At 59.1% G+C, this 22,251-nt stretch carries 21 protein-coding genes, 1 tRNA gene and 1 pseudogene; 11 read left to right on the top strand and 12 right to left on the bottom strand.

Annotation, left to right across the window (positions count from 1 at the left end):
* Positions 1–52: 52 nt before the first annotated feature.
* The 4 genes and pseudogenes from FPZ52_RS09665 to FPZ52_RS09650 all read left to right on the top strand — a co-directional run bounded on the left by FPZ52_RS09665 (position 53) and on the right by FPZ52_RS09650 (position 4,509).
* A complete protein-coding gene (locus FPZ52_RS09665) occupies positions 53–1,069 on the top strand; it encodes an amino acid ABC transporter substrate-binding protein (protein WP_146365235.1) in 1,017 nt (338 codons plus the stop codon).
* A gap of 121 nt (positions 1,070–1,190) precedes the next feature.
* Positions 1,191–2,405 (top strand): amino acid ABC transporter permease, encoded by a 1,215-nt coding sequence (locus FPZ52_RS09660; protein WP_146365234.1) that lies wholly within the window; start codon positions 1,191–1,193, stop codon positions 2,403–2,405.
* Position 2,406: 1 nt separating this feature from the next.
* Positions 2,407–3,708: an amino acid ABC transporter permease gene (locus FPZ52_RS09655; RefSeq protein WP_146365233.1), complete on the top strand. Its 1,302-nt coding sequence runs from the start codon at positions 2,407–2,409 to the stop codon at positions 3,706–3,708.
* A 9-nt stretch (positions 3,709–3,717) separates the two neighbouring features.
* Positions 3,718–4,509 (top strand): annotated as a pseudogene (locus tag FPZ52_RS09650) (amino acid ABC transporter ATP-binding protein).
* A 3-nt stretch (positions 4,510–4,512) separates the two neighbouring features.
* On the opposite strand, the gene FPZ52_RS09645 reads toward FPZ52_RS09650, so the two are convergent.
* Positions 4,513–5,016 carry a SixA phosphatase family protein gene (locus FPZ52_RS09645; protein WP_146365232.1) on the bottom strand — a complete coding sequence of 168 codons (504 nt, stop codon included), beginning with the start codon at positions 5,014–5,016 and terminating at the stop codon, positions 4,513–4,515.
* A gap of 1 nt (position 5,017) precedes the next feature.
* Positions 5,018–5,884: an acetylglutamate kinase gene (gene argB, locus FPZ52_RS09640; RefSeq protein ID WP_205758585.1), complete on the bottom strand. Its 867-nt coding sequence runs from the start codon at positions 5,882–5,884 to the stop codon at positions 5,018–5,020.
* Positions 5,885–5,960: 76 nt separating this feature from the next.
* Here argB and FPZ52_RS09635 point away from each other — a divergent pair, with 76 nt between their 5' ends.
* Positions 5,961–6,695 (top strand): SDR family NAD(P)-dependent oxidoreductase, encoded by a 735-nt coding sequence (locus tag FPZ52_RS09635; RefSeq protein WP_146365231.1) that lies wholly within the window; start codon positions 5,961–5,963, stop codon positions 6,693–6,695.
* A gap of 2 nt (positions 6,696–6,697) precedes the next feature.
* On the opposite strand, the gene yihA is transcribed toward FPZ52_RS09635, so the two are convergent.
* The 8 genes from yihA to rpmH form a co-directional block, all read right to left on the bottom strand.
* Positions 6,698–7,348 (bottom strand): ribosome biogenesis GTP-binding protein YihA/YsxC, encoded by a 651-nt coding sequence (gene yihA / locus FPZ52_RS09630; protein WP_146365230.1) that lies wholly within the window; start codon positions 7,346–7,348, stop codon positions 6,698–6,700.
* Positions 7,345–7,986, bottom strand: a complete 642-nt coding sequence (locus FPZ52_RS09625; RefSeq protein ID WP_146365229.1) for a CatB-related O-acetyltransferase — start codon at positions 7,984–7,986, stop codon at positions 7,345–7,347. Before FPZ52_RS09625 ends, yihA begins: the two co-directional genes overlap by 4 nt.
* Positions 7,983–8,735 (bottom strand): MOSC domain-containing protein, encoded by a 753-nt coding sequence (locus tag FPZ52_RS09620; RefSeq protein ID WP_146365228.1) that lies wholly within the window; start codon positions 8,733–8,735, stop codon positions 7,983–7,985. The genes FPZ52_RS09625 and FPZ52_RS09620 overlap by 4 nt, the downstream gene beginning before the upstream one ends.
* Positions 8,732–10,537, bottom strand: a complete 1,806-nt coding sequence (gene yidC / locus FPZ52_RS09615) for a membrane protein insertase YidC (RefSeq protein WP_146365227.1) — start codon at positions 10,535–10,537, stop codon at positions 8,732–8,734. Before yidC ends, FPZ52_RS09620 begins: the two co-directional genes overlap by 4 nt.
* Before the next feature lie 99 nt (positions 10,538–10,636).
* Positions 10,637–11,515: a tRNA 2-thiocytidine(32) synthetase TtcA gene (gene ttcA / locus FPZ52_RS09610; protein ID WP_146365226.1), complete on the bottom strand. Its 879-nt coding sequence runs from the start codon at positions 11,513–11,515 to the stop codon at positions 10,637–10,639.
* Between the two features lie 9 nt (positions 11,516–11,524).
* Positions 11,525–11,755, bottom strand: a complete 231-nt coding sequence (yidD, locus tag FPZ52_RS09605; RefSeq protein WP_146365225.1) for a membrane protein insertion efficiency factor YidD — start codon at positions 11,753–11,755, stop codon at positions 11,525–11,527.
* Complete coding sequence (gene rnpA / locus FPZ52_RS09600; protein WP_146365224.1) at positions 11,752–12,153, bottom strand: ribonuclease P protein component; 402 nt, start codon at positions 12,151–12,153, stop codon at positions 11,752–11,754. The genes yidD and rnpA overlap by 4 nt, the downstream gene beginning before the upstream one ends.
* A 15-nt stretch (positions 12,154–12,168) precedes the next feature.
* A complete protein-coding gene (rpmH, locus tag FPZ52_RS09595; protein ID WP_005980833.1) occupies positions 12,169–12,303 on the bottom strand; it encodes a 50S ribosomal protein L34 in 135 nt (44 codons plus the stop codon).
* 284 nt (positions 12,304–12,587) lie between these two features.
* On the opposite strand from rpmH, the gene FPZ52_RS09590 reads away from it, so the two are divergent.
* The 4 genes from FPZ52_RS09590 (at position 12,588) to FPZ52_RS09575 (ending at position 16,283) form a co-directional block, all read left to right on the top strand.
* Positions 12,588–13,319 (top strand): TVP38/TMEM64 family protein, encoded by a 732-nt coding sequence (locus tag FPZ52_RS09590; protein ID WP_146365223.1) that lies wholly within the window; start codon positions 12,588–12,590, stop codon positions 13,317–13,319.
* A 3-nt stretch (positions 13,320–13,322) separates the two neighbouring features.
* Complete coding sequence (locus tag FPZ52_RS09585) at positions 13,323–14,741, top strand: dihydrolipoyl dehydrogenase family protein (RefSeq protein ID WP_146365222.1); 1,419 nt, start codon at positions 13,323–13,325, stop codon at positions 14,739–14,741.
* Positions 14,742–14,758: 17 nt separating this feature from the next.
* A complete protein-coding gene (locus tag FPZ52_RS09580) occupies positions 14,759–16,156 on the top strand; it encodes a sensor histidine kinase (protein ID WP_146365221.1) in 1,398 nt (465 codons plus the stop codon).
* Positions 16,157–16,206: 50 nt separating this feature from the next.
* Positions 16,207–16,283 (top strand) — tRNA-Arg (locus tag FPZ52_RS09575).
* A 64-nt stretch (positions 16,284–16,347) separates the two neighbouring features.
* Here FPZ52_RS09575 and FPZ52_RS09570 read toward each other — a convergent pair.
* Together FPZ52_RS09570 and carB are read right to left on the bottom strand one after the other, a co-directional pair.
* Positions 16,348–16,716 carry a hypothetical protein gene (locus tag FPZ52_RS09570; RefSeq protein ID WP_146365220.1) on the bottom strand — a complete coding sequence of 123 codons (369 nt, stop codon included), beginning with the start codon at positions 16,714–16,716 and terminating at the stop codon, positions 16,348–16,350.
* Positions 16,717–16,997: 281 nt separating this feature from the next.
* Positions 16,998–20,315, bottom strand: a complete 3,318-nt coding sequence (gene carB, locus FPZ52_RS09565) for a carbamoyl-phosphate synthase large subunit (RefSeq protein ID WP_146365219.1) — start codon at positions 20,313–20,315, stop codon at positions 16,998–17,000.
* 177 nt (positions 20,316–20,492) lie between these two features.
* Here carB and FPZ52_RS09560 point away from each other — a divergent pair, with 177 nt between their 5' ends.
* Together FPZ52_RS09560 and FPZ52_RS09555 are read left to right on the top strand one after the other, a co-directional pair.
* The gene (locus FPZ52_RS09560; RefSeq protein ID WP_146365218.1) at positions 20,493–21,602 is read left to right on the top strand and encodes an aminodeoxychorismate synthase component I; all 1,110 of its coding nucleotides are present in this window, start codon (positions 20,493–20,495) and stop codon (positions 21,600–21,602) included.
* Positions 21,557–22,201, top strand: a complete 645-nt coding sequence (locus tag FPZ52_RS09555) for an aminotransferase class IV family protein (RefSeq protein ID WP_338052775.1) — start codon at positions 21,557–21,559, stop codon at positions 22,199–22,201. The genes FPZ52_RS09560 and FPZ52_RS09555 overlap by 46 nt, the downstream gene beginning before the upstream one ends.
* The last annotated feature ends 50 nt before the right edge of the window (positions 22,202–22,251 follow it).

The following is a 22,251-nucleotide window of genomic DNA, read 5'->3' as shown; positions in this document are numbered from 1 at the left end:
TGCCGAATAAATGCCACCATTTCACATGGTGGACCATCAGGAAGAGGTAAAAATGAAGAAGACTGTGTTAATTGGTGCTCTTGCATTGGCAGGCGTGACCGCAGGCGGGGCAGCAGCGGCGACGCTTGATGATGTGAAGGCGCGCGGGCATCTGAATTGCGGGATCAGCACGGGTCTTGTCGGTTTCGCGTCACAGGACGCACAGGGCGAATGGCAAGGCTTTGATGTTGCGGTCTGCCGTGCTGTGGCCGCCGCCATCTTCGGCGATCCGACTGCAGTCGAGTTTTCACCGGTGACGAACAAGGTTCGTTTCGAGGTGCTGAATTCTGGCGAAATCGACATGCTGTCGCGTAACACGACTTGGACATACTCGCGCGACGTGGACCTGAAGCTCGAATTTGCTGGCGTGAACTACTATGATGGTCAGGGCTTTCTTGTCCCGAAAGAACTGAGCGTCACATCCGCGAAGGAACTGGATGGCGCGACTGTCTGCATCCAGTCGGGTACGACGACGGAATTGAACCTTGCGGACTTCTTCCGCGTGAACAACATCAGCTATACGCCGGTTCCGATTGCGACCGCGGCAGAAGCGCAGCAGCAGTATCTTGCCGGTGCATGCGACGTCTATACCACGGACGCATCCGGTCTGGCTGCGACACGTGCGGCTTTTGAAGATCCGTCCGCGCATGTGATCCTGCCGGAGATCATCTCCAAGGAACCACTCGGTCCGCTTGTTCGCCATGGCGACAATGAATGGGGTGACATCGTACGTTGGTCGCTGAACGCGCTGATCGCTGCCGAAGAGTTGGGCGTTACCTCGGCCAATGTCGAAGAACTGTCCGCAGGGACGAGCAATCCGGAAATCAACCGTCTGCTTGGTTCTGAAGGCAATCTCGGCGAGATGATCGGCCTGGAAAACGACTGGGCCAAGAACATCATCATGGCCGGCGGCAATTACGGCGAAATCTTTGAGCGTTACATCGGTGAGAACACCCCGATTGGTCTGGCGCGCGGCCTGAACGCGCAGTGGACCAATGGTGGTTTGCTCTACTCGCCGCCGTTCCGCTAAGTAAAGAGATCAGGGCGCGATCAACATCGCGCCCTTTTTCTATCTGAATGTCAGACCGAGCGTCGCATATGCCACGCCCGCACCTGCCGCCGTACCCCGGTTCGCAGACAGGAATCCTATTATGACGTCAATTTCCGATGTGCCCGGTCCGAAGTTCCATCTGGGAATGCTGCTCAACGATAAGCGTTATCGTGGCTATACCTTCCAGTTCTTCGCCCTTCTTGCGCTTGTCGCGCTGTTTTCGTGGCTGATCTCCAACGCCGTCGCGAACCTTGCCACGCTGGGCAAGGATATCTCTTATGAATTCTTGTTCGAGCCTGCAGGCTATGACATCAGCCCGCAGCTCATTCCTTTCGAAAGTACCGACACCCACCTGCGCGCGGCGTTCGTCGGCGTCCTCAACACGTTGCTTGTCGCATTTCTGGGTTGCGTGACTGCAACGATCATCGGGGTCGTTGTCGGCGTGCTTCGCCTGTCAAGCAACTGGCTCGTCTCGAAACTGATGGCCGTCTATGTCGAGATTTTCCGCAACATTCCGGTTTTGATATGGATCCTGATCATCTTCAATGTGATGGCCAATGCGCTGCCGCAGCCGCGGGCCTTCCGTGGAGAAGATGCACAGGCCAGCATGTTGTTGGACGCTTTCGCCTTTACCAATCGCGGCGTCTATATCCCGAGACCTGTTTGGCTGGATGGGTCCGCGGTTGTCGTGACCGTGTTTCTGCTGTCACTTGCGGCGATCTGGGGGCTGAAAAAATACGCGATCAAGCAGTTGTATTCCAAGGGGCGCGAAGTCCCCGTCCTGCCTATATCCATCGGACTGTTTTTCGTCCCGACGCTGCTGGCGTATTTCCTGCTGGGTCAGCCGGTCAAGCTGGAGCTACCGGGGATCACGGGCTTCAACTTTTCAGGCGGTATCCGCATCACGGGGCCGATGATTGCCCTTTGGCTCGCGCTGGCGCTGTATACTGGTGCCTTTATTGCCGAAAACGTCCGCGCGGGCATTCTGGCCATCAGCAAGGGGCAGGCAGAGGCAGCCGCGTCGCTCGGCTTGCGGCCGCGCCGGATCATGAGCCTTGTCATCCTGCCGCAGGCGCTGCGGGTCATCATCCCGCCGCTGATTTCCCAGTACCTGAACCTGACCAAGAACTCGTCGCTGGCGGCGGCGGTCGGCTACATGGACATCACGGGAACGCTGGGCGGTATCACGCTGAATCAGACAGGACGAAGTTTCGAAGCCGTGCTTCTGCTGATGGTGTTCTACTTGCTGATCTCGTTGTCCATCGCGCTGGTGATGAACATCTATAACAATAGCGTAAAGCTGAAGGAGCGCTGAGATGTCAGATACACACGCGCAATCCGTTGCTTACGTTCGCGAAACAGCGATCCCACCTGCACCGCCGCCAGCCAATGAGACGGGTGTCATCAAGTGGCTGCGTGAGAATATGTTTGGCTCCGTCGCCAACGCGATCATGACCATCCTTGCATTGTGGGCGATCTATGCCGTCTTGTCGGTGGTCTTGCCATGGGTAGTGAATGGCGTGTGGGACGCCGACTCGATCCGTGATTGCCGCGAGAAGTTGGGCGACCAGGTCGGGGCTTGTTTTGCTGTTGTCAAAGAGCGTTGGCCGCAGCTCGTCTTCGGTAATTATCCGTCTGAACATTACGGACGGGCGATCATAGCCTTCGTGTTGCTGTTCGTTGCACTGGCTCCCATTCTGTTTTTCGAACTGCCCAGAAAAATGCTGTGGTTTACTGGACTGTACCCGTTCCTGGCCTATTGGCTGATCTGGGGCGGCACGCTCTGGACGCCGGTCGTGGCGCTAATGGGCGTAGTGTTCGCGTTCTTTGCGTACCGCCTGATCGCCAATCGGTCGTTCTTCGGCGCGCTCATCGTCGGTCTGGTCGCACTTTTGGTGTTCTGGCTGCTGTTCGTTGCACCATTGTCCAACCTGTTTGCCGCGATCGTTCCGCTGCGGCTGGAGACGGTTCAAAGCCGCGAAATCGGTGGTTTCATGATCAATTTCATCCTTGGTACCACCTGTATTTCGCTATCTCTGCCGCTTGGCATCGCGCTGGCGTTGGGGCGTCGGTCGAACCTGCCGATCATCAAGACGATCTGCGTTTTGTTTATCGAGTTCATCCGCGGTGTGCCGTTGATCACTTTGCTGTTCGTAGCGTCGGTGATGCTTGCCTACTTCCTGCCGCCGGGTGCGAATTTCGACCTGATCATTCGCGTCATCATCATGATCACCCTGTTCGCGTCGGCCTATATCGCCGAGGCAATTCGGGGTGGTCTGGCGGCGCTGCCGAGCGGCCAATACGAGGCGGGCGACAGTCTGGGGCTGGATTACTGGCAACAGATGCGACTGATCATCCTGCCACAGGCGCTGAAGATCTCGATCCCGTCCATCGTCAACATCGCCATCGGCCTGTTCAAGGACACGACGCTGGTGTCGATCATTTCCATGTTCGACGTGCTGGGCATGATTGGTGGACCAATCCTGTCCTCGACGGAATGGTTCGGCGTTTACTGGGAACTCTATGCCTTTGCGGGCGTGATGTTCTTCGTCTTTTGCTACGGCATTTCACAATATTCGCAATATCTCGAGCGCAAACTCGCGACCGATCACCGATAGGAGCCTTCCATGAGTGATGTATCCATGGCCACGCAGGCACCCGCCTCAAAACCCGTAAGCGACGAAATCGCGATCGAAATCAACAATATGAACAAGTGGGTATGGCACCTTCCACGTGCTGCGCGACATTGACCTGACGGTCTATCGCGGCGAGCGCATCGTGATCTGCGGGCCGTCGGGGTCGGGCAAGTCGACGCTGATCCGCTGTATCAATGCGCTTGAAGAACACCAGAAGGGCAGCATCACGGTCGACGGCACGGTCTTGTCATCGGATGTGAAAAACATCGACAGGGTCAGGTCCGAAGTCGGGATGTGCTTCCAGCACTTCAACCTCTTTCCGCATTTGACCATCCTGGAAAACTGCACGCTCGCGCCGATCTGGGTACGTAAGACGCCGAAGAAGGAGAAGCCGAAGAAACGGCGATGCATTTCCTTGAGAAGGTGAAAATCCCCGATCAGGCGTACAAGTATCCCGGTCAGCTATCCGGCGGTCAGCAGCAGCGTGTGGCCATCGCCCGCAGTCTGTGCATGAAGCCGCGCATCATGTTGTTCGATGAACCGACCTCCGCGCTTGATCCAGAGATGATCAAGGAAGTGCTCGACACCATGATCGAGTTGGCCGAGGATGGAATGACCATGCTGTGCGTGACTCACGAAATGGGCTTTGCCCGCCAGGTCGCGCACCGCGTGATCTTCATGGACCAAGGGCAGATCGTCGAACAGAATGAACCTGAGCAGTTCTTCAAGAACCCCAGAAGCGAGCGGACCAAGCTGTTCCTCAGCCAGATCCTCGGTCACTGAGGTTTAATCTGTCAGGTCGCGCGGAACCAGAAAGGCCCTCACGCGACCGGACCGCTTCTTCAGATCGGTCCAATCGTCGATCTTGAATTCAGCGATCATGGTCGCGCCCGTTGGATACTGCGCGAATTTGGGGTGATCGGGCGCTTCCTTGACGATCAGACTGGCAAACGCCGCAAGCCCCGGATTGTGTCCGACCAGTGCCACCGTCTTGCCCTTGGCGGCGCGGAGCTTTTCCAGGATATCTTCCGGGGAGGCGTGATACAGCGTGTCCAGAAGCTTGGGTTCCACCGGCTTCATCATGGCTGCCGCAATACGTGCCCAGGTTTCGACTGTTCTTGTTGCTGTCGAACACAGCACCTGATCCGGCTTGGCCTTCTGGTCTGTCAGCCAGCCGCCGATCGCATCTGCCGCCCGTCGCCCGCGTCCGTTCAAGGGGCGGTCGTGGTCGGAGAGCATCGCATCGCTCCAACTGGATTTGGCGTGGCGGATTAGAATGAGACGTCTCATATCACTTCGATCTGATGATTGAACCGGCCCCATGATCGGTAAACAGCTCAAGAAGGCAAGCGTTTGGCGCACGACCATCGAGAATTACTGACGCTCGGACACCCTGTTCCAGTGCCGCAAGTGCCGTTTCGGTCTTAGGGATCATGCCGCCCGCAATCGTTCCGTCGGAAGTCATTTCCCTGATCTGTGCTGCAGTCAGTTCCGTGACAACCTCGCCAGCTTCGTTTTTCACGCCCGGCACGTCCGTCAGCAAGAGCAGGCGGTCCGCTTTCAGCGCTCCGGCAATCGCGCCGGCTGCCGTGTCGCCGTTGATGTTGAAGGTCTGCCCGTCGGGGCCGATTCCGATAGGAGCGATGACGGGGATGATGTTGGCATCGAATAGCGTGCGCAGGACGCCGGTGTTCATCTGGTGCGGGCGTCCGACAAAGCCTAGCGTCTGATCGGCCTGTTCACACTGGATCAAATTGTCGTCCTTGCCCGACAGGCCTACCGCGTGGCCGCCTTGCGAATTGATTGCGGCGACGATGCGTTTGTTCACAAGCCCTGACAGGACCATCTCGACCACGTCCATCGTGGCGGCATCGGTCACGCGCTTGCCGCCCACGAATTCAGACTGCACCCCCAGCTTGTCGAGCATTTCGTTGATCATCGGGCCGCCGCCATGCACTATGACCGGGTTGACGCCGACCTGGCTCATCAAGGCGATGTCGCGCGCAAAACTGATCATTGCCTCGTTACTGCCCATCGCATGCCCGCCGAGCTTGATTACGACGGTCGCGCCCTCGTAGCGTTGCAGGTAGGGCAGGGCTTCGGACAACGTCCGGGCGGTGGCTATCCAGTCGCGGTTCATGGCGGTCTGTGGTCTCATCTCTCGGTTCCCATGGGTTTGGAATGTGTTATTCGGTTGGAACGTCCCTGCCAAGGGTCAGGTGAGCGGAGGAAAGATGAGCGACAGAACCAAAACCTTGTTGCTGACAGGAGCAAGTCGCGGGATTGGCCATGCGACGGTGAAGAAATTCTCCGCCGAAGGCTGGCGGGTGCTGACCTGTTCCCGCCACGCATTCGACCCGCGCTGTCCTTGGCCCGGTGGCGAAGAAAACCACATCCAGATCGATCTTGCCGACCCAAACCACACGATCGAGGCGATCGAGGCGATCCGCGAAAAGCTGGGTGGCAAACTGGATGGGCTGGTCAACAATGCGGGTATATCGCCCAAGGACGATGCGGGCGGACGGCTGAATACATTGAACACGGATCTGCGAACATGGGGGCATGTGTTCCATGTGAATTTCTTTGCGCCGGTCGTTCTTGCCCGTGGGCTGAAGGATGAACTGGCGGCGGCGCAAGGGGCGGTCGTGAATGTGACATCCATTGCTGGCAGCCGCGTGCATCCCTTCGCCGGGGCCGCATATGCCACGTCCAAGGCGGCGCTTGCCGCACTGACGCGGGAAATGGCGCATGATTTCGGCCCGTTGGGCGTGCGCGTCAATGCCATTGCGCCGGGCGAGGTTGAAACCTCGATCCTCAGCCCCGGCACCGAAAAGATCGTCGAGAAACTGCCGCTGCGCCGTCTAGGCCAGCCGTCAGAGATTGCGGATGTGATTTATTTCCTGTGCAGCGAGGGATCGACCTATGTCACCGGGACCGAGATCGAGGTCAACGCAGGCCAGCACGTCTAAGGTTATTCCAGCCCGGCGATGATGCTGCGCAGCGTGACGATTCCGTCGCCCTTCTCTGACGAGGTCATCACCAGTTCGGGATAAGCGGCGGGGTGTTTGGACAGCTTGGTCCGTACCTGATTCAGCATTGGTTCGACGTCTTTCGCCTTTACCTTGTCGCCCTTGGTCAAAACCACTTGGAACGGCACGGCCGAGGTGTCTAGCAGCGACATGATTTCATCATCCACCGCTTTTATGCCATGGCGCGAATCGATCAGAACGAACGCGCGCCGTAGCGTTTGGCGACCTGAAAGATAAGCTTTCAGTAGCCGCTGCCATTTCTCGACCACTGCGACGGGTGCGTTGGCAAAGCCATAGCCGGGCAAATCGACCAGATACAGGTGATCGCGCTCGAAGTAATTGATTTCCTGCGTCCGGCCCGGTGTGTTGGACGCGCGCGCAAGGCCCCTGCGGCCCGTCAGCGCGTTGATCAGCGAAGATTTCCCCACGTTGGAACGCCCGGCGAAACAGACCTCCAGCCGGTCAGCCGGCGGCAGGCCATCCATCGCGACGACGCCCTTCAGAAATGTCGTCTCACCCGCGAACAGCATGCGGCCCTTTTCGCGGCTAAGATCATCCGGTTCGTCGACGATGGGAAAGGCGAGAGTGTTCATTCTGCGGTCCTCAGTACATCCAGATCCGCCCCGCGAATCGCATTGAGATTGCGCCCGATCTTTTCAACCGGCCAGTCCCACCAGGCAATGTCCAGAAGCGCATCGACCGTTTCCTCGTCGAAGCGCCTTTTCACGACCTTCGCCGGGTTGCCGGCAACCAAGGCGTAGGGAGGCACGTCTTTCGTGACGACGGTCTTGGCGGCGATGATGGCGCCGGCTCCGATCTTTACACCGGGCATGAGTGTGGCGTCCGTCCCGATCCACACATCCGATCCGATCAGCGTGTCGCCCTTGTGGCCTGCTTCCCAGCTTTGCGGGTCGAAACCCTCTTCCCAGCCACCGCCGAAGATGTTGAAAGGGTAGGTCGAGAAACCCGTCATCGCATGCGTGCCGCCATTCATGAAGATCTTCACGCCGCTCGCGATGGCCACAAATCGACCGATGATCAGCTTGTCGCCGACGAAGTCGAAATGATGAAGTACGTTTCTTTCAAAGAACGTCTCGGGTTCGTTCGGGTCGTCGTAATAGCTGAATTCGCCGACTTCGGTGTTCGAAATATCCTTCGCGAGCGGTTTCAGAAATACCACACGCGGAAAGCCGTCCATTGGATGCAGTGTGTCGGGTGAGGGACCGGTCATGTCAGCCTCAATGCGTCACCTGGGGCGATACGACCGCCGGTGGAAACGGTGACATAGATGCCGAAATCGCGATGCCCCCAGTTGCTCTGTAGCACGCCCAGCGTGTCGGTGTCGCGTTCGCCGGTCTCTGGATTCGTTGCTGTGGCGAGGCACCGCGTGATACGTTCTTGGACCTTCAATTCGACATCGCGAATGCGAATGGTCTCGCCGATCCAGTCGAATTCCGACCATGCTTCGGGGCCGTCGATCCAGATATTCGCGCGGAACCGGTCTGGCGAAAGTTCAGTTCCGACGGCAGCGCTCAGCGCGCGCAAAGATGCGAGATTGCCAATGCTGATGGACGGAAACGCGGAGTCGGTCATGCCTTGTTCCCCCGCCCGGATCAGCCCCGTGGAGGCCGCGCGCCCTTCGGGCATCAGCGGTTGAACCCAGTCGATGAACCGTGCGGCGTCGGCGGTATCGTCGGGGTTGATAGTGATTTCGGCCTGCTCCGGGTGCCGAAGCGTGACATGTTCGCTCTGTTCGTCAAGATGCGCCGTGATCGCCATCAATTGCGGCGCCTTGGCCCCGCGTGAAAAATTGGGACAGGGCGACCATTGGCCGCCCTGTGCTTTACTGGCTTCATGTGTGACCGCCCAGATGCGGTCCCAGGGGAAGGTCTGGCCCGCCGTGAGCGTCACCTCTTGCAGGGCTTCTCGCCCGTGCGCCTTGATCGGATGACGCCAGAGAGCTGCGACCTGGCCCGTCATTTCGCCTCTGTCTTCTTTTTCTTGTTGAAGCTGGATTTGATGTTTCCGAACACGTCTGGCTTGTATCCATGGCTTCGCATGATCGCGTATTGCTGGATGAAGGTGATCGTGTTGTTCGTGATCCAGTACAGGACCAGGCCGCTGGCAAAGCTGCCCAGCATGAACATGAAGATCCACGGCATCCACGCGAAGATCATCGCCTGGGTCTGATCGGTGGGCGCGGGGTTCAGCTTCTGCTGAAGCCACATGGAGATACCCAGAAGGATCGGCAGCACACCCAGCGAAATGATCGCCAGCAACGACCCGGCCTCCGGCGGCGCAAAGGGCAGCAGGCCGAAGAGGTTCAGGATTGAGGACGGATCAGGTGCAGACAGGTCGCGAATCCAGCCGATGAACGGCGCATGACGCAATTCGATCGTGACGAAGATCACCTTGTAGAGCGAGAAGAAGATCGGGATCTGCAAAAGCAGCGGCAGACAACCCGAGGCCGGATTGACCTTTTCCTTCTTGTAGAGCGCCATCATCTCCTGTTGGAGCTTCTGACGGTCGTCGCCTGCACGTTCCTTCAGCTTTTCCATCTCGGGCTGTAGTTCTTTCATCTTCGCCATCGAGGCATAGGATTTATATGCCAGCGGGAAGAGGACCGCCTTGATGATGATGGTCAACGCGATGATTGAAAAGCCCATGTTGCCGATCAGCGCGTGCAGGTGGTGCAGCACCCAGAAGATCGGCTTGGTCAGGAAGAAGAACCAGCCCCAGTCGATGGAATCAAGGAAACGGTCGAAGCCCTTGTCTTTCTCGTAATTGCGGATGGTTTCCCATTCCTTCGCGCCAGCGAACAGGTAGGTTGTCGTTTCGGCGGTCTGACCCGGCGCGACGGACATCGTCGGCAGGCGTGTCTCCGTTTGATAGACGTCATTGCTTGCCGAATACTTCGCGACAGAGGTGAAGCCCTGACCCGGTGCGGGCAGCAAGGAAGTCATCCAGTACTTGTCGGTGAAGCCGACCCAGCCATTTTCCGAAACACTGATCGTTTCAACATTGGCGTTTTCTGCCTGCGAGAAGTCCATATCCGGCATGTCAGCATACTTGGTTTCTTCAAGCTCGCCGTCGGACATGCGCACGACGCCTTCGTGCAGGATGAAGAATTTCTTGGTGTCGGGCTCGCCATGCCGTGCAACGATTCCGTAGGGCGCAAGACGCTGTTCGCTGTCAGTGGTGTTTTCGACCGACTGCTTCACGGTGAACAGGAACTTGTCGTCTACTGAAATCTCGCGGCGGAAGGTCAGACCAGCGCCATTGTCCCAGACCAGCGTGACCGGGCTGCCCGGCGCAAGCGTTTCGCCGCTTTCGACCTGCCATTCGGTGTTCGATCCCGGCACCTGATCGTAGTTAAGCGTGCCTCCCGGGGCCCAGCCATAGAGTGCGTAGTATGAGTTGCCGGTACCAACAGGCGACAGCAGTGTGACGTTCTCTTCATCCTTAAGGGTGACGAAGTAATCCTTCAGCGCCAGATCGTCGATCCGGCCACCAGTCAACGAAATGGACCCCGCCAGGCTTGGCGAATCAATGTCCAGACGTGCGCCTTCGGCCAGCGCTGTTTCACGCGTTTCCTGAGGTGTCGCCAGTGAAGGAGGTGTCGGGGCCGTGTCGGTGGCCTGCTGGTCAGGCGCTGTTGCAACTACTTGCTCGGGATCGGTCGTTGGGGTTTGCTCTTCTGGTGGGAAAAGCAGGAACCACACCAGGATCACGATGAAACTGAGCGCGGTGGCCAATATCAGGTTCTTATTCTGATCGTCCATCTGGAAACTAACACCTCAATGGTCGGAATTGCTGCAGGTTCAACAGGTGCGAACCCTAAAGGTCAAGCTGTTTTGCCCATTTGCTCGGGCAGAGTTTGGCTACACTGTACTGTCACGCAGCGTTGGGATCGGGTTTTCTTCTGGGCTGTACGCAGTGTCGCGGGTAAGTCCGGCGAAGTCGAAAAGCTTTGGGTCAAGCAGGTGGGAGGGGCGCGTATTGGTCAGCGCCTTGAACATTTTTTGCCGCCGTCCGGGGCTGTTCTTTTCCCATTGGTCGAGAATCTGTTTCACCTGCTGGCGTTGAAGCCCGTCCTGCGACCCGCACAGATCGCATGGAATGATTGGATAGTTCATGGACTTGGCGAACTTCTCGCAGTCGGCTTCGGCAACATGGGAGAGCGGTCGATAGACGAACAGGTCGCCTTCTTCGTTCACCAGCTTAGGCGGCATCGTTGCAAGACGGGAGCCGTGGAAGAGGTTCATGAAGAATGTCTCAAGGATGTCGTCACGATGATGGCCCAGTACGACTGCTGAACAGCCTTCCTCGCGCGCGATACGGTACAGGTTGCCGCGGCGCAGGCGTGAACACAGCGCACAATAGGTGCGCCCCTGTGGCACTTTGTCCACGACGATGGAATAGGTGTCCTGATACTCGATTCTGTGCGGTACGCCCATGCGCTCCAGAAACTTTGGCAGGACCGTGGCGGGGAAGCCGGGTTGCCCCTGGTCCAGATTGCAGGCCAGCAGGTCCACGGGCAGAAGCCCCCGCCATTTCAGTTCATAGAGAATCGCAAGGAGCGTGTAGCTGTCCTTGCCGCCCGACAGACAAACCAGCCAGCGCGCGTCACGCTCGATCATGCCGTAGTGTTCGATTGCCTCGCGGGTCTGGCGCACAATCCGCTTACGCAGCTTCTTAAATTCGGTGCTGGTAGGTGCGCCGTGAAACAGCGGGTGGATATCGTCTGTATCGTCCAGCATTGCTGCTCCTCAGTACTTTCGCGGCGGCACGTCGTCCACGCCGAAGCCGCCCCACGGGTGGCAGCGTCCAAGACGTTTCAGCGTCAGCCATCCCCCGCGCAGCCCCCCATGCACGCGAAGCGCTTCCATCGCGTAGGCCGAACAGGTCGGGTCGTACCGGCAATTGCGGCCAACCCATGGCGAAAACGTCAGCCGGTAAGCGCGAACGGGCAAGGACAGTATGAACGCAAGCGGCGTCATTTGCGTGTCGCCTCGCCGTGCAGCTTCCTGAGCGCCCTCGCCAAATCGGTCTGCAACTGCGCGAAGTCACGCTGGGCAGTTGCATCGCGGCGACCGATCAGCACATAATCCCAGCCTTCCCGAGCGTTTGCGGGCAGAACCAGTCGCGACAGTTCCCGCAGGCGACGCTTGGCGCGATTGCGGGCGACCGCGTTGCCAACCTTTTTCGAACAGGTGAATCCCACGCGGATCGTATCGCCTGCCTCATCCGGTTTGCGCCGGCGTCCTTGCACGACAAAACCCGGCGTAGCCTGACGCCGGGCTCGGGAAGCCTTCAAAAAATCCGCTCTCTTGCGCAGCGTATCCAACGCCCGAGGCATGTGCGTCTCGGGCGCGTCATGCGTCCCGATCCCAACCATGCCGCGGCCTTCAGATTAGGCGCTGAGCGACTTGCGGCCGCGTGCGCGACGTGCGTTCAGGATCTTACGGCCGGCTTTGGTTGCCATGCGCGCACGGAACCCGTGACGGCGTTTGCGAACAAGGTTGCTCGGCTGATAGGTGCGTTTCATAGCTCCAACTCCATTCAGATCGGCCCGTCAGCGAATGCGAGTGGAGGGCCGGAAAACATTCGAAGCCCCGCATTTACGCGTCAAGTTGAGACGAGTCAATTCACGCTGGCCCGATTCTTTCGGGGAATCGGCACCTGCGAGGCGATTTCGGCGCTCATTACAGTATCGGGAAATGTTTCGCAAGGAATGCGATTGGATCACGGGACATCAATGCGCTGTGAATGGGCTGTCGCTTTCCATGGGCAAACGTCATTCTATGTCAAAAGCTTCGGAGAAATACGGTCATGAGTTCCGCGCAACCCCCCGACGGGTCTTCATCTCTAAAGCGCTTGCCGCTGATCGTCGTCATGGTGGTCGCCGCGATCGGGGTTTTCACCCTGCGCGACGTGCTGACCCTCGACGCGCTGGCCAAACATCGCGAGGCATTGCTGGCCTATCGCGACGCGCATTACGGGCTGACCGTACTGTTGTTCGTACTCTTCTATGTCGTAATTGTTGCCTTCAGCCTTCCGGGTGCGACTATTGCAACCCTGACCGGGGGCTTCCTGTTCGCCACCTTTCCCGGCGTCCTGTTCAACGTTACCGGCGCGACTTTGGGGGCGATCTGCATCTTCATGGCGGCGCGCTGGGGGCTTGGGGAAAAGCTCTCGCAAAAGATGGGCGCCTCAAGTGGCACCGTGCGCAAGATCAAGGATGGTATAGACGCGAACCAGTGGGAGATGCTGTTCCTGATCCGGCTGGTTCCGGCCGTGCCCTTCTTCGTCGCCAACCTTGTGCCTGCGTTGGTCGGTGTTCCTCCGTCCCGCTTTGCCATCACGACGTTTTTGGGGATCATTCCTGGCGCGCTGGTCTACACGTCGGTCGGTGCGGGGCTAGGCGAGGTGTTCGAATTGGGCGGCGCACCGGATTTGGGCGTGATCTTTGAGCCCCGTTTCATGCTACCTATTCTGGGTTTGTGTCTGCTGGCGCTTTTGCCGATCCTGCTCAGGGCCCTGCGCGGCAAGAAAGGACTGTGACGGATGGAAAAGATCGAGTGTGATATCTGTGTCATCGGCGGTGGCTCTGGCGGCCTGTCCGTTGCGGCGGGGGCTGTGCAAATGGGAGCGAGTGTTGTGTTGCTGGAGCACGGCAAGATGGGGGGCGATTGCCTGAACTACGGCTGCGTGCCGTCCAAGGCGTTGATCGCGGCAGGCAGGCGGGCCCATGCGATGACCGGCGCCAATCGTTACGGAGTTGCTAACATGGAGCCGCAGGTCGACTTCGGCGCGGTCAAGGATCATGTGTTTGGTGTGATCGACGCCATTGCTCCCGTTGACAGCCAGGAACGGTTCGAGGGTCTGGGCGTCCGCGTTATTCGCGAGACCGGGCATTTCATTTCTGACAGTGAACTGGAAGCCGGTGATTTCCGGATCAAGGCAAGGCGCTTTGTGATCGCCACCGGATCAAGTCCCTTCGTTCCTCCGATCCCCGGATTGGGGGATGTCGAATACTACACGAATGAAACGATCTTTGAATTGCGGGAAAGGCCAAGCCATCTCATCGTCGTGGGTGGTGGCCCGATCGGGGTCGAACTGGCGCAGGCGCATCGTCGGCTTGGCAGCGAGGTGACAGTGATCGAGGGCGTGCGTGCGCTCGGAAAGGATGATCCCGATTTCGCGGCGATCGTGTTGGATCAACTGCGGGCGGAGGGTGTCGAGATCATCGAGGGAGCACAGGCAGAACGCGTGAGCCGGTCGGATGACGGCATCGTCGTGCATCTTCCAGAAGGACGGGATGTGCATGGCAGCCACCTTCTGATGGCAGTAGGGCGCCGGGCGAATGTTGATAGCCTTGATGCGGACAAGGCGGGGATCGACACCAACCGGGCAGGGATTGTGGTCGACGACAGGCTTCGCAGCAGCAACCGCCGCGTCTATGCGGTGGGCGACGTGGCCGGGCGTATGCAGTTTACCCATGTGGCAGGGTACCATGCGGGGATCGTCATCCGTCAGACGCTGTTTGGCTTGCCTGCCAAAGCCAAGCAGGATCACATCCCGTGGGTGACATATTCTGACCCGGAATTGGCACAAATTGGTCTAACTGAAGATCAGGCACGTACAGAACATGGTGACCGAGTGGAGATCGCCCGTTTCGATTTTGCCGAGAACGATCGCGCGCAAACAGAGCGTGCGACGGTTGGGCGCATAAAAGTGATGGTTGTGAAGGGGCGACCGGTGGGTGTGTCCATTGTCGGTAAAAATGCGGGGGAACTAATTTCGCTTTGGTCGCTTGTGATTGCTAATGGAATGAAAATGAGCGCAGTGGCCGGAATGGTCGCCCCTTACCCAACTATAAGCGAGATTAACAAACGGGTGGCGGGTGCCTATTTCTCACCAAGACTGTTTGACAATCCCACCGTAAAACGCGTGGTTGGTCTGGTGCAGAAGGTTCTGCCCTGACGCTGCAAGGGACAAGAATGATCAATTCGCTATCCGGCCGTTTCCTGCTGTTGACGATCCTGTTCGTCATGCTGGCCGAGGTGTTGATCTTCGTGCCGTCCGTGGCCCGCTTTCGGGAAGACTATTTACTGAGCAGGCTTGAACGCGCGCAAATTGCCTCCTTGGCATCGCTCGGCCATGATATGATTGACCCGGAGGTCGAGCGAGAGTTGCTGGACAACGCGGGTGTCTACAACGTCGTGCTGCGCCGCAACGAGATAAGCGAACTCGTGCTTTCCTCGCCCATTCCCGCACCGATTTCGGAAACCGTCGATCTGCGTCAATCCACTCCGTTCGTGCTGATGCGCGATGCCCTGAAATGTTTACTGAATCCAAAGAAGGAGATCATTCGCGTGGTTGGTTACCCCACGCGAGCCGCCGGCGTTTTGATCGAAGTGACCATGCCGACCGAACCGCTACGCCAGGCGATGTTCAGCTTCGGGCTGCGTATTCTGGTATTGTCGGCTGTTATTTCGATCATGACGGCAGCGCTGCTGTTCTTCTGCGTGCGCTACCTGTTGGTTATCCCGATTAAGGGCGTCGTAGAGCACATGAAGGTCTACGCGGAAGAGCCGGAAGACGCCCGTCGCATCATTGAACCGCAAGCAAGTGTGCGGGAACTGCGCGAAGCCGAAGATACGCTGCAGTCGATGCAGAAAGAACTGACCTCTGCGCTAAGGCAGAAGCAGCATCTGGCACAACTCGGCGCGGCGGTGGCAAAAGTCAGCCATGATTTGCGGAACATGCTTACCACGGCGCAGCTTTTCGCCGACAGAATGGAGCACAGCAATGATCCTCGCGTCGCGCGGGCAGCACCGAAGCTGGTGAACTCCATTAGCCGCGCAGTCAATCTGTGCGAGGCCACTCTGGCCTTTGGGCGGGCCGAGGAGCCGCCGCCCCAGTTGTCACGCGTCCAGATGCGTGCCCTAGTCGATGACGTTCTGGAAAACGAGAGATTGGCGCTGTGTCCGCAAAAGGTAGACTACATCAATCGCGTGTCAAACGCGATGATGGTGCGCTGCGATTCCGATCAGATGATGCGCGTGCTCGGTAATCTCGTGCGTAACGCACGGCAAGCGATCGGTGCGATGGGTCGACAGGGCGCAGTGACTGTCAGTAGCGAAGAAGACGACAAGTTCTGGATCATCGACGTGACGGATACGGGACCGGGTCTGCCCAAGAAGGCGCGCGATCATTTGTTCACACCGTTTCAGGGTGGGGCCACAAAGGGGGGCACGGGCCTGGGGCTAGCCATTTCGGCGGAACTGGTTAAAGGCCATGGAGGAAGACTGGAGTTGCTGCGTAGCGATGAGGAGGGGACGGTCTTCCGTGTGAGCCTTCCCAAGGGTTCCGCTATGTCGGTTCAGAATTCCTGAATTTTCTGCTTGCAGTCCCGGCTTGGAACCACTAGTTCACGCTTCACGACGCGCTGGTAGCTCAGTTGGATAGAGTACTTGACTACGAATCAAGGGGTCGGGGGTTCGAATCCTCCCCAGCGCGCCATTTTCCTCCAGCCGGAATACTCAAGTTTCTGCACTTGATGGCCGCTTCAGTGGTTTGATGGGGGTTAGTAGTCGTAACGATCTACCTTGAAATACAGGGCTTCGCCGGTGCCCTGATCACGGCGCACAGTGGCGTAGGGGCCGCGCATATACCATGCCTGACAATCCACGTCTGATACCACGGGCTCAGTGATCTGACGGCACCAGAAACCGTTCTGCCAGTCCCAGTTGCCTTTAACGCGATTGCCGTGGGTGACGCCGTTGAAGCTGCCACCTTTGCTAACCCAGATCCGGGTGTTCTGGTTGGTGACGACGCGATTGCCGGCAGTCGCTTGAAATTCCGCCAGGTTATCTATTCGACCGTTGGTTTCGGGCAGGATCGTGTTGACGCAAGCGGACAGGGCGAAGGCGCTGAGCAGGATCGGCAGGCGCATGGTGGCTCCTTTTGCGGCGGATATTCAATCCATGCTGATCGGTTGGCGTGGTGTCAAGAACGGCGTGCACAGGCTGTACACCGTTTGTGCACCGGACGAGAAAGCCCGTACAACATCTAACCCGCCAATTCTGGCAGGTCTGGAAATAATTTGCCGCCAGGCAATGACTGTCGAGCGGCTCGGTTTGTCCGAGCCTGTTCGAAGATGAAACGGCGGCGGGAAGGCATTTCTGCCTGTCCCTTTGTGTGATGGGACGTTCCGGATGTTCCGGATCGCGAGGTTCAGGCGCCTTGCAGCGAGCGGACCTCGATTTCCTTTTCGCCGCGGCCCTTCATTGCCATCGCTGCGGCGTGTGATGCGGCGAGCGTGGTGAAATAGGGGATGCGGGCGTTCAGCGCGGCGGAGCGCATATCGCGGCTGTCTTCCACGGCCTGATTACCTTCGGTGGAGTTCATCACCAGGGCAATGTCGCCGTTCTTGATAATGTCGACGATATGCGGGCGGCCTTCATAGACCTTGTTCACGATTTCCGTGGCGACGCCGTGGTCCTTCAGGAAAGTTGCCGTACCGCGCGTGGCGATCACGGTGAAGCCAAGATCGGACAGGGCCTGCGCCATTTCGACCAGTTGATCGGTCTTGTCGGCTTCGCGGACGGATACGAACACCTTGCCTTCGCTGGGAAGGGCTGCGCCTGCGCCCATTTGCGCCTTCAGGAAGGCCATGTGGAAATCATCGTCCGATCCCATGACTTCGCCGGTGGACCGCATCTCCGGCCCGAGGACCGTGTCCACGCCGGGGAAGCGGGCGAAGGGCAGGACGACTTCCTTGACGTTGAAGCGTTCGGTGCGGGGCGAGACCAGATCGAATTCCGTCAGCTTGGCGCCGGCCATCACGCGTGCGGCGATGGATGCAATCGGGCTGCCCACGGCCTTGGCCACGAAGGGCACGGTGCGCGACGCGCGCGGGTTGACCTCGATCAGGTAGATCGTGCCGTCCTTCACCGCGAACTGCACGTTCATCAGGCCGACGACGTTCAGGCCGAGCGCCAGGGCGCGGGTCTGGCGTTCGAGTTCCTCGATGATGCCTTCGGACAACGAATAGGGTGGCAGCGAACAGGCGGAGTCGCCGGAATGCACGCCCGCTTCTTCGATGTGCTGCATGATGCCCGCGACATGGACGTTTTCACCGTCGCACAGCGCATCGACATCAATCTCGGTTGCGCCGGACAGATAGCTGTCGAGCAGGACGGGCGACTTGCCGGAGACGACGACGGCTTCGTTGATGTAGCGTTCCAGATGCGCGGTGTCGCGGACGATTTCCATCGCGCGGCCCCCCAGCACGTAGGAGGGGCGGATCACCAGCGGGAAGCCGATGGTTTCCGCGGCCTTCATGGCTTCATCATCCGATTGGGCGATGGCATTCTTGGGCTGTTTCAGGCCCAGCTTTTCGACAAGCTGCTGGAAGCGTTCGCGATCTTCGGCCAGGTCGATCGCGTCGGGCGTTGTGCCCAGGATCGGAATACCGGCGGCTTCGAGGTCGTTGGCGAGTTTCAGCGGTGTCTGCCCGCCGAACTGGACGATGACGCCGTGCAGCGTGCCCTTTTCCTGTTCGACCCGCAGGATTTCCATGACATGTTCAAATGTCAGCGGCTCGAAATACAGCCGGTCCGAGGTGTCGTAGTCGGTGGACACTGTTTCCGGGTTGCAGTTGACCATGATGGTTTCGAAACCCGCTTCGGTCAGTGCGAAACAGGCGTGACAGCAGCAATAGTCGAACTCGATCCCCTGGCCGATCCGGTTCGGGCCGCCGCCGAGAATCACGACCTTCTTGGCGTCCGAGGGCCGGGATTCACATTCGACGTCGCCCATGACGGGGGTTTCATAGGTCGAATACATGTAGGGTGTCTGCGCCTCGAATTCGGCGGCGCAGGTGTCGATGCGCTTGAACACGGCGGTGACGCCCAGATTGTGGCGGGCGCGGCGGACCTGACCTTCGTCGCGGCCCGTCAGCTTGGCCAGACGCATATCGGTGAAGCCCATCATCTTGAGCTTGCGCAGGCCGTCGGCATCGAGCGGTAGGCCGTTCTTGCGCACATCGGCTTCGGTTTCCACGATTTCGCGGATACGGGCGAGGAACCACGGATCGAAGGCATTGATTTCGTTGATCTCGTCATCGGTGAAGCCGAACCGCATGGCTTCGGCGATGACGCGCAGGCGGTCGGGGGTTTTCAGCGACAGCGCCTTGGTCATGGCCTTGTCGATGGCCTGCTGGCTGTCGGCGTCCTTGCCGATGCGGATGGCGATATGCTCGCGCCCCGGCATCGGCCCGGTGGTGATCTGGTCTACAGGCGGCATGCCCTCGATGGCGATTTCGTCAAAGCCGGCCAGGCCCGTTTCCATCGACGCCAGCGCCTTTTGGAGCGATTCGTGAATGGTGCGACCGATAGACATGACTTCGCCCACGGATTTCATCGCGGTGGTCAGTTCGGGTTTGGCGCCGGGGAATTTCTCGAATGCAAAGCGGGGGATCTTGGTGACGACATAGTCAATGCTGGGCTCGAAGCTGGCGGGGGTGACGCCGGTGATGTCGTTGTCCAGTTCATCCAGCGTATAACCCACGGCCAGCTTCGCGGCGATCTTGGCGATGGGAAAGCCCGTGGCCTTGGACGCCAGCGCCGAGGACCGCGACACGCGGGGGTTCATTTCGATGACGACCATCCGGCCGTCTTCGGGGTTGATCGCCCATTGCACGTTCGAACCGCCGGTTTCTACGCCGATTTCACGCAGAACGGCGATCGAGCCATTGCGCATGATCTGGTATTCCTTGTCCGTGAGCGTCAGCGCGGGAGCGACGGTGACCGAGTCGCCAGTATGCACGCCCATGGGATCAACGTTTTCAATGGCGCAGACGATGATGGCGTTGTCGGCTTTGTCGCGAACGACCTCCATCTCGAATTCTTTCCAGCCCAGAAGGCTTTCGTCGATCAGGATCTGACTGACGGGGGAGGCTTCAAGACCCGTGCGGCAATACAGTTCGTAGTCGTCACGGTTGTACGCGATGCCACCGCCCGTGCCGCCCAGTGTGAAGGCAGGGCGGATGATCGCGGGAAGGCCGACATGTTCGAGCGCGGCCATGCATTCATCCATCGTGTTGGCGATGGTGGCTTTGGGGTTCTCCAGCCCAATTCGGTCCATGGCTTCGCGGAACAGCTTGCGATCCTCGGCCATCTCGATGGCCTGACGGTTCGCGCCGATGAGTTCCACGCCGTATTTGTGCAACACGCCCATATCCGCGAGCGCCAGAGACGTGTTCAGGCCCGTCTGTCCACCCATCGTGGGCAGCAGCGCGTCGGGGCGTTCCTTTTCGATGATCTTCGCGACGACTTCGGGTGTGATCGGCTCGATATAGGTGGCGTCGGCCAGGCCCGGATCGGTCATGATCGTGGCCGGGTTCGAGTTCACCAGGATGACGCGGTAGCCTTCTTCGCGCAGCGCCTTGCATGCCTGAGCGCCGGAGTAGTCGAATTCGCAGGCCTGACCGATAATGATCGGCCCCGCCCCGATGATCATGATCGACTGGATGTCGGTTCTCTTCGGCATGGGACCCTCATATTTTATTGACGGATGCTGGCGATGGCGCGCCCAAATTGTTGGGGGTTATAGACGGAGTCGGCCAAGGTGCAAGGGGAAGTGAGGGGATTCTTACGCGACGGATTTGCACTGTTCGCCGCGTTGCGCCTTCGCTATGCCCCGACTGTATCGAATGACGGATGAAAGTTGCAGATATTCTTTGACATAGGGCCATCGGGCGGGCCGTTGCGCTTTGAGCAGCCCCGCCGGATCATCGAGGCATGGGCGCCCGCTGACGTGCCGGATGCGCTTGAGGCGCTCGGCAGGGCGGATGGCTGGCTGGCGGGGTATTGCAGCTATGAGCTTGGCTATGCGCTGGAGCCGCGACTGTTGTCACTGATGCCCCGGGGGCGACGGTTGCCGTTGCTGCGGTTTGGCGTGTTCGACGGTCCTCAGGATGCGCAGATGCCCGAAGCTGCCGGGTCGTTGCTGGCACCGACGCCTGCGTGGTCAGCGGACCGGTACGCGGAGGCCTTCGCGCGGCTACATGATTATATAGCGGCGGGGGATGTCTATCAGGCCAATCTCACATTTCCCATGGAAGCAAACGCCGAAGGATCTGCCGCAGGGCTATACGGAGCGCTGGCGGCACGTCAGCCGGTGGGTCACGGCGCGTTGATCGAGCAGGAGGATCTGCCCGCGATCCTGTGCCGATCGCCGGAGTTGTTCTTCCGCGTCCAGAACGGGATGATTGAGACGAAGCCGATGAAAGGCACCATGCCGCGTGCGCTGGATGCGACCCAGGACGCGGCCAATCGGGATTGGCTGGCGGTGGATGAAAAGAACCGCGCCGAAAACCTGATGATCGTTGACCTGCTGCGCAACGATTTGTCACGGGTGTCTCAGGCGGGATCGGTCAAGGTGCCGGACTTGTTTACGGTCGAAAGCTACACCACCGTGCATCAGATGGTGTCGCGGATCACGGCCAGGTTGCGCAATAATGCGGGGCTGGAGCAGATATTGCGGGCGTTGTTCCCCTGCGGGTCCATTACAGGTGCACCCAAGCTGCGGGCGATGGAAATCATCCGCGAGTTGGAGCCTGCACCACGCGATATATATTGCGGGTCCATAGGCTGGGTTGCGCCGGACGGACGGGCCGAATTCAATGTGGCCATTCGTACGCTGATGCTGGACGGAAATCGTGCGACGTTGAACGTGGGTGGCGGGGTCGTGTGGGATTCCACTGCCGACAAGGAATACGAGGAAGCCCTGTGGAAAGCGCGTTTTGCGGACATGTCCCGGCCGATTGCAAGCTGATTGAAACGATGGGCCGATGGCCGGGCGAGGGTATCGGCCTGCTGTCATTCCACATGGCGCGGCTGCGGGCGGGCGCGGCAAGCCTGGGCTACCCGTTCGACGCGGATCGGGTCGCGGCGGCGTTGGTGGGGGATTGTGAAAATCCTCAGCGGCTGCGCTTGACGCTGGATGCGACGGGCGAGGTAGAGGTGACGACTGCATCTCTGCCACGCAATCCGCCGTTCTGGACAGTGAAAATTGCCGAGGCGCGGCTTCGCTCGGACGATCCCTGGTTAGGCATCAAGACGACCAATCGGGTGATCTATGACGAGGCGCGCGCCGATCTGCCGCCCGGGGTGGATGAATGGCTGTTTTTGAACGAACGGGGCGAGCTGTGCGAAGGCACGATCAGCAATCTGTTCGTTGTCACGGCGGACGGGCGGCATGTGACGCCCGCGCTGTCTTGCGGGTTGCTGCCCGGCGTGTTGCGGCAAAGCCTGCTGCAATCGGGGTGGCGCGAGGCGGTTCTGACGCTCGATGACCTGAAAGACGCGACGGAAGCGTTCATGGGCAACTCTTTGCGGGGGCTGATTCCCGTGCGGATGGCCCCCATCGCTTGACAAGACCCCCTCAACCCTGTGTATCGGCGCGGAACCCCAAACCCCGAGGG

It is taken from the genome of Qingshengfaniella alkalisoli (assembly GCF_007855645.1).
Lineage (GTDB): Bacteria > Pseudomonadota > Alphaproteobacteria > Rhodobacterales > Rhodobacteraceae > Qingshengfaniella > Qingshengfaniella alkalisoli.
The sequence above is the reverse complement of the archived record's forward strand: the minus strand, read 5'-3'. Positions and strand labels throughout refer to the sequence as shown.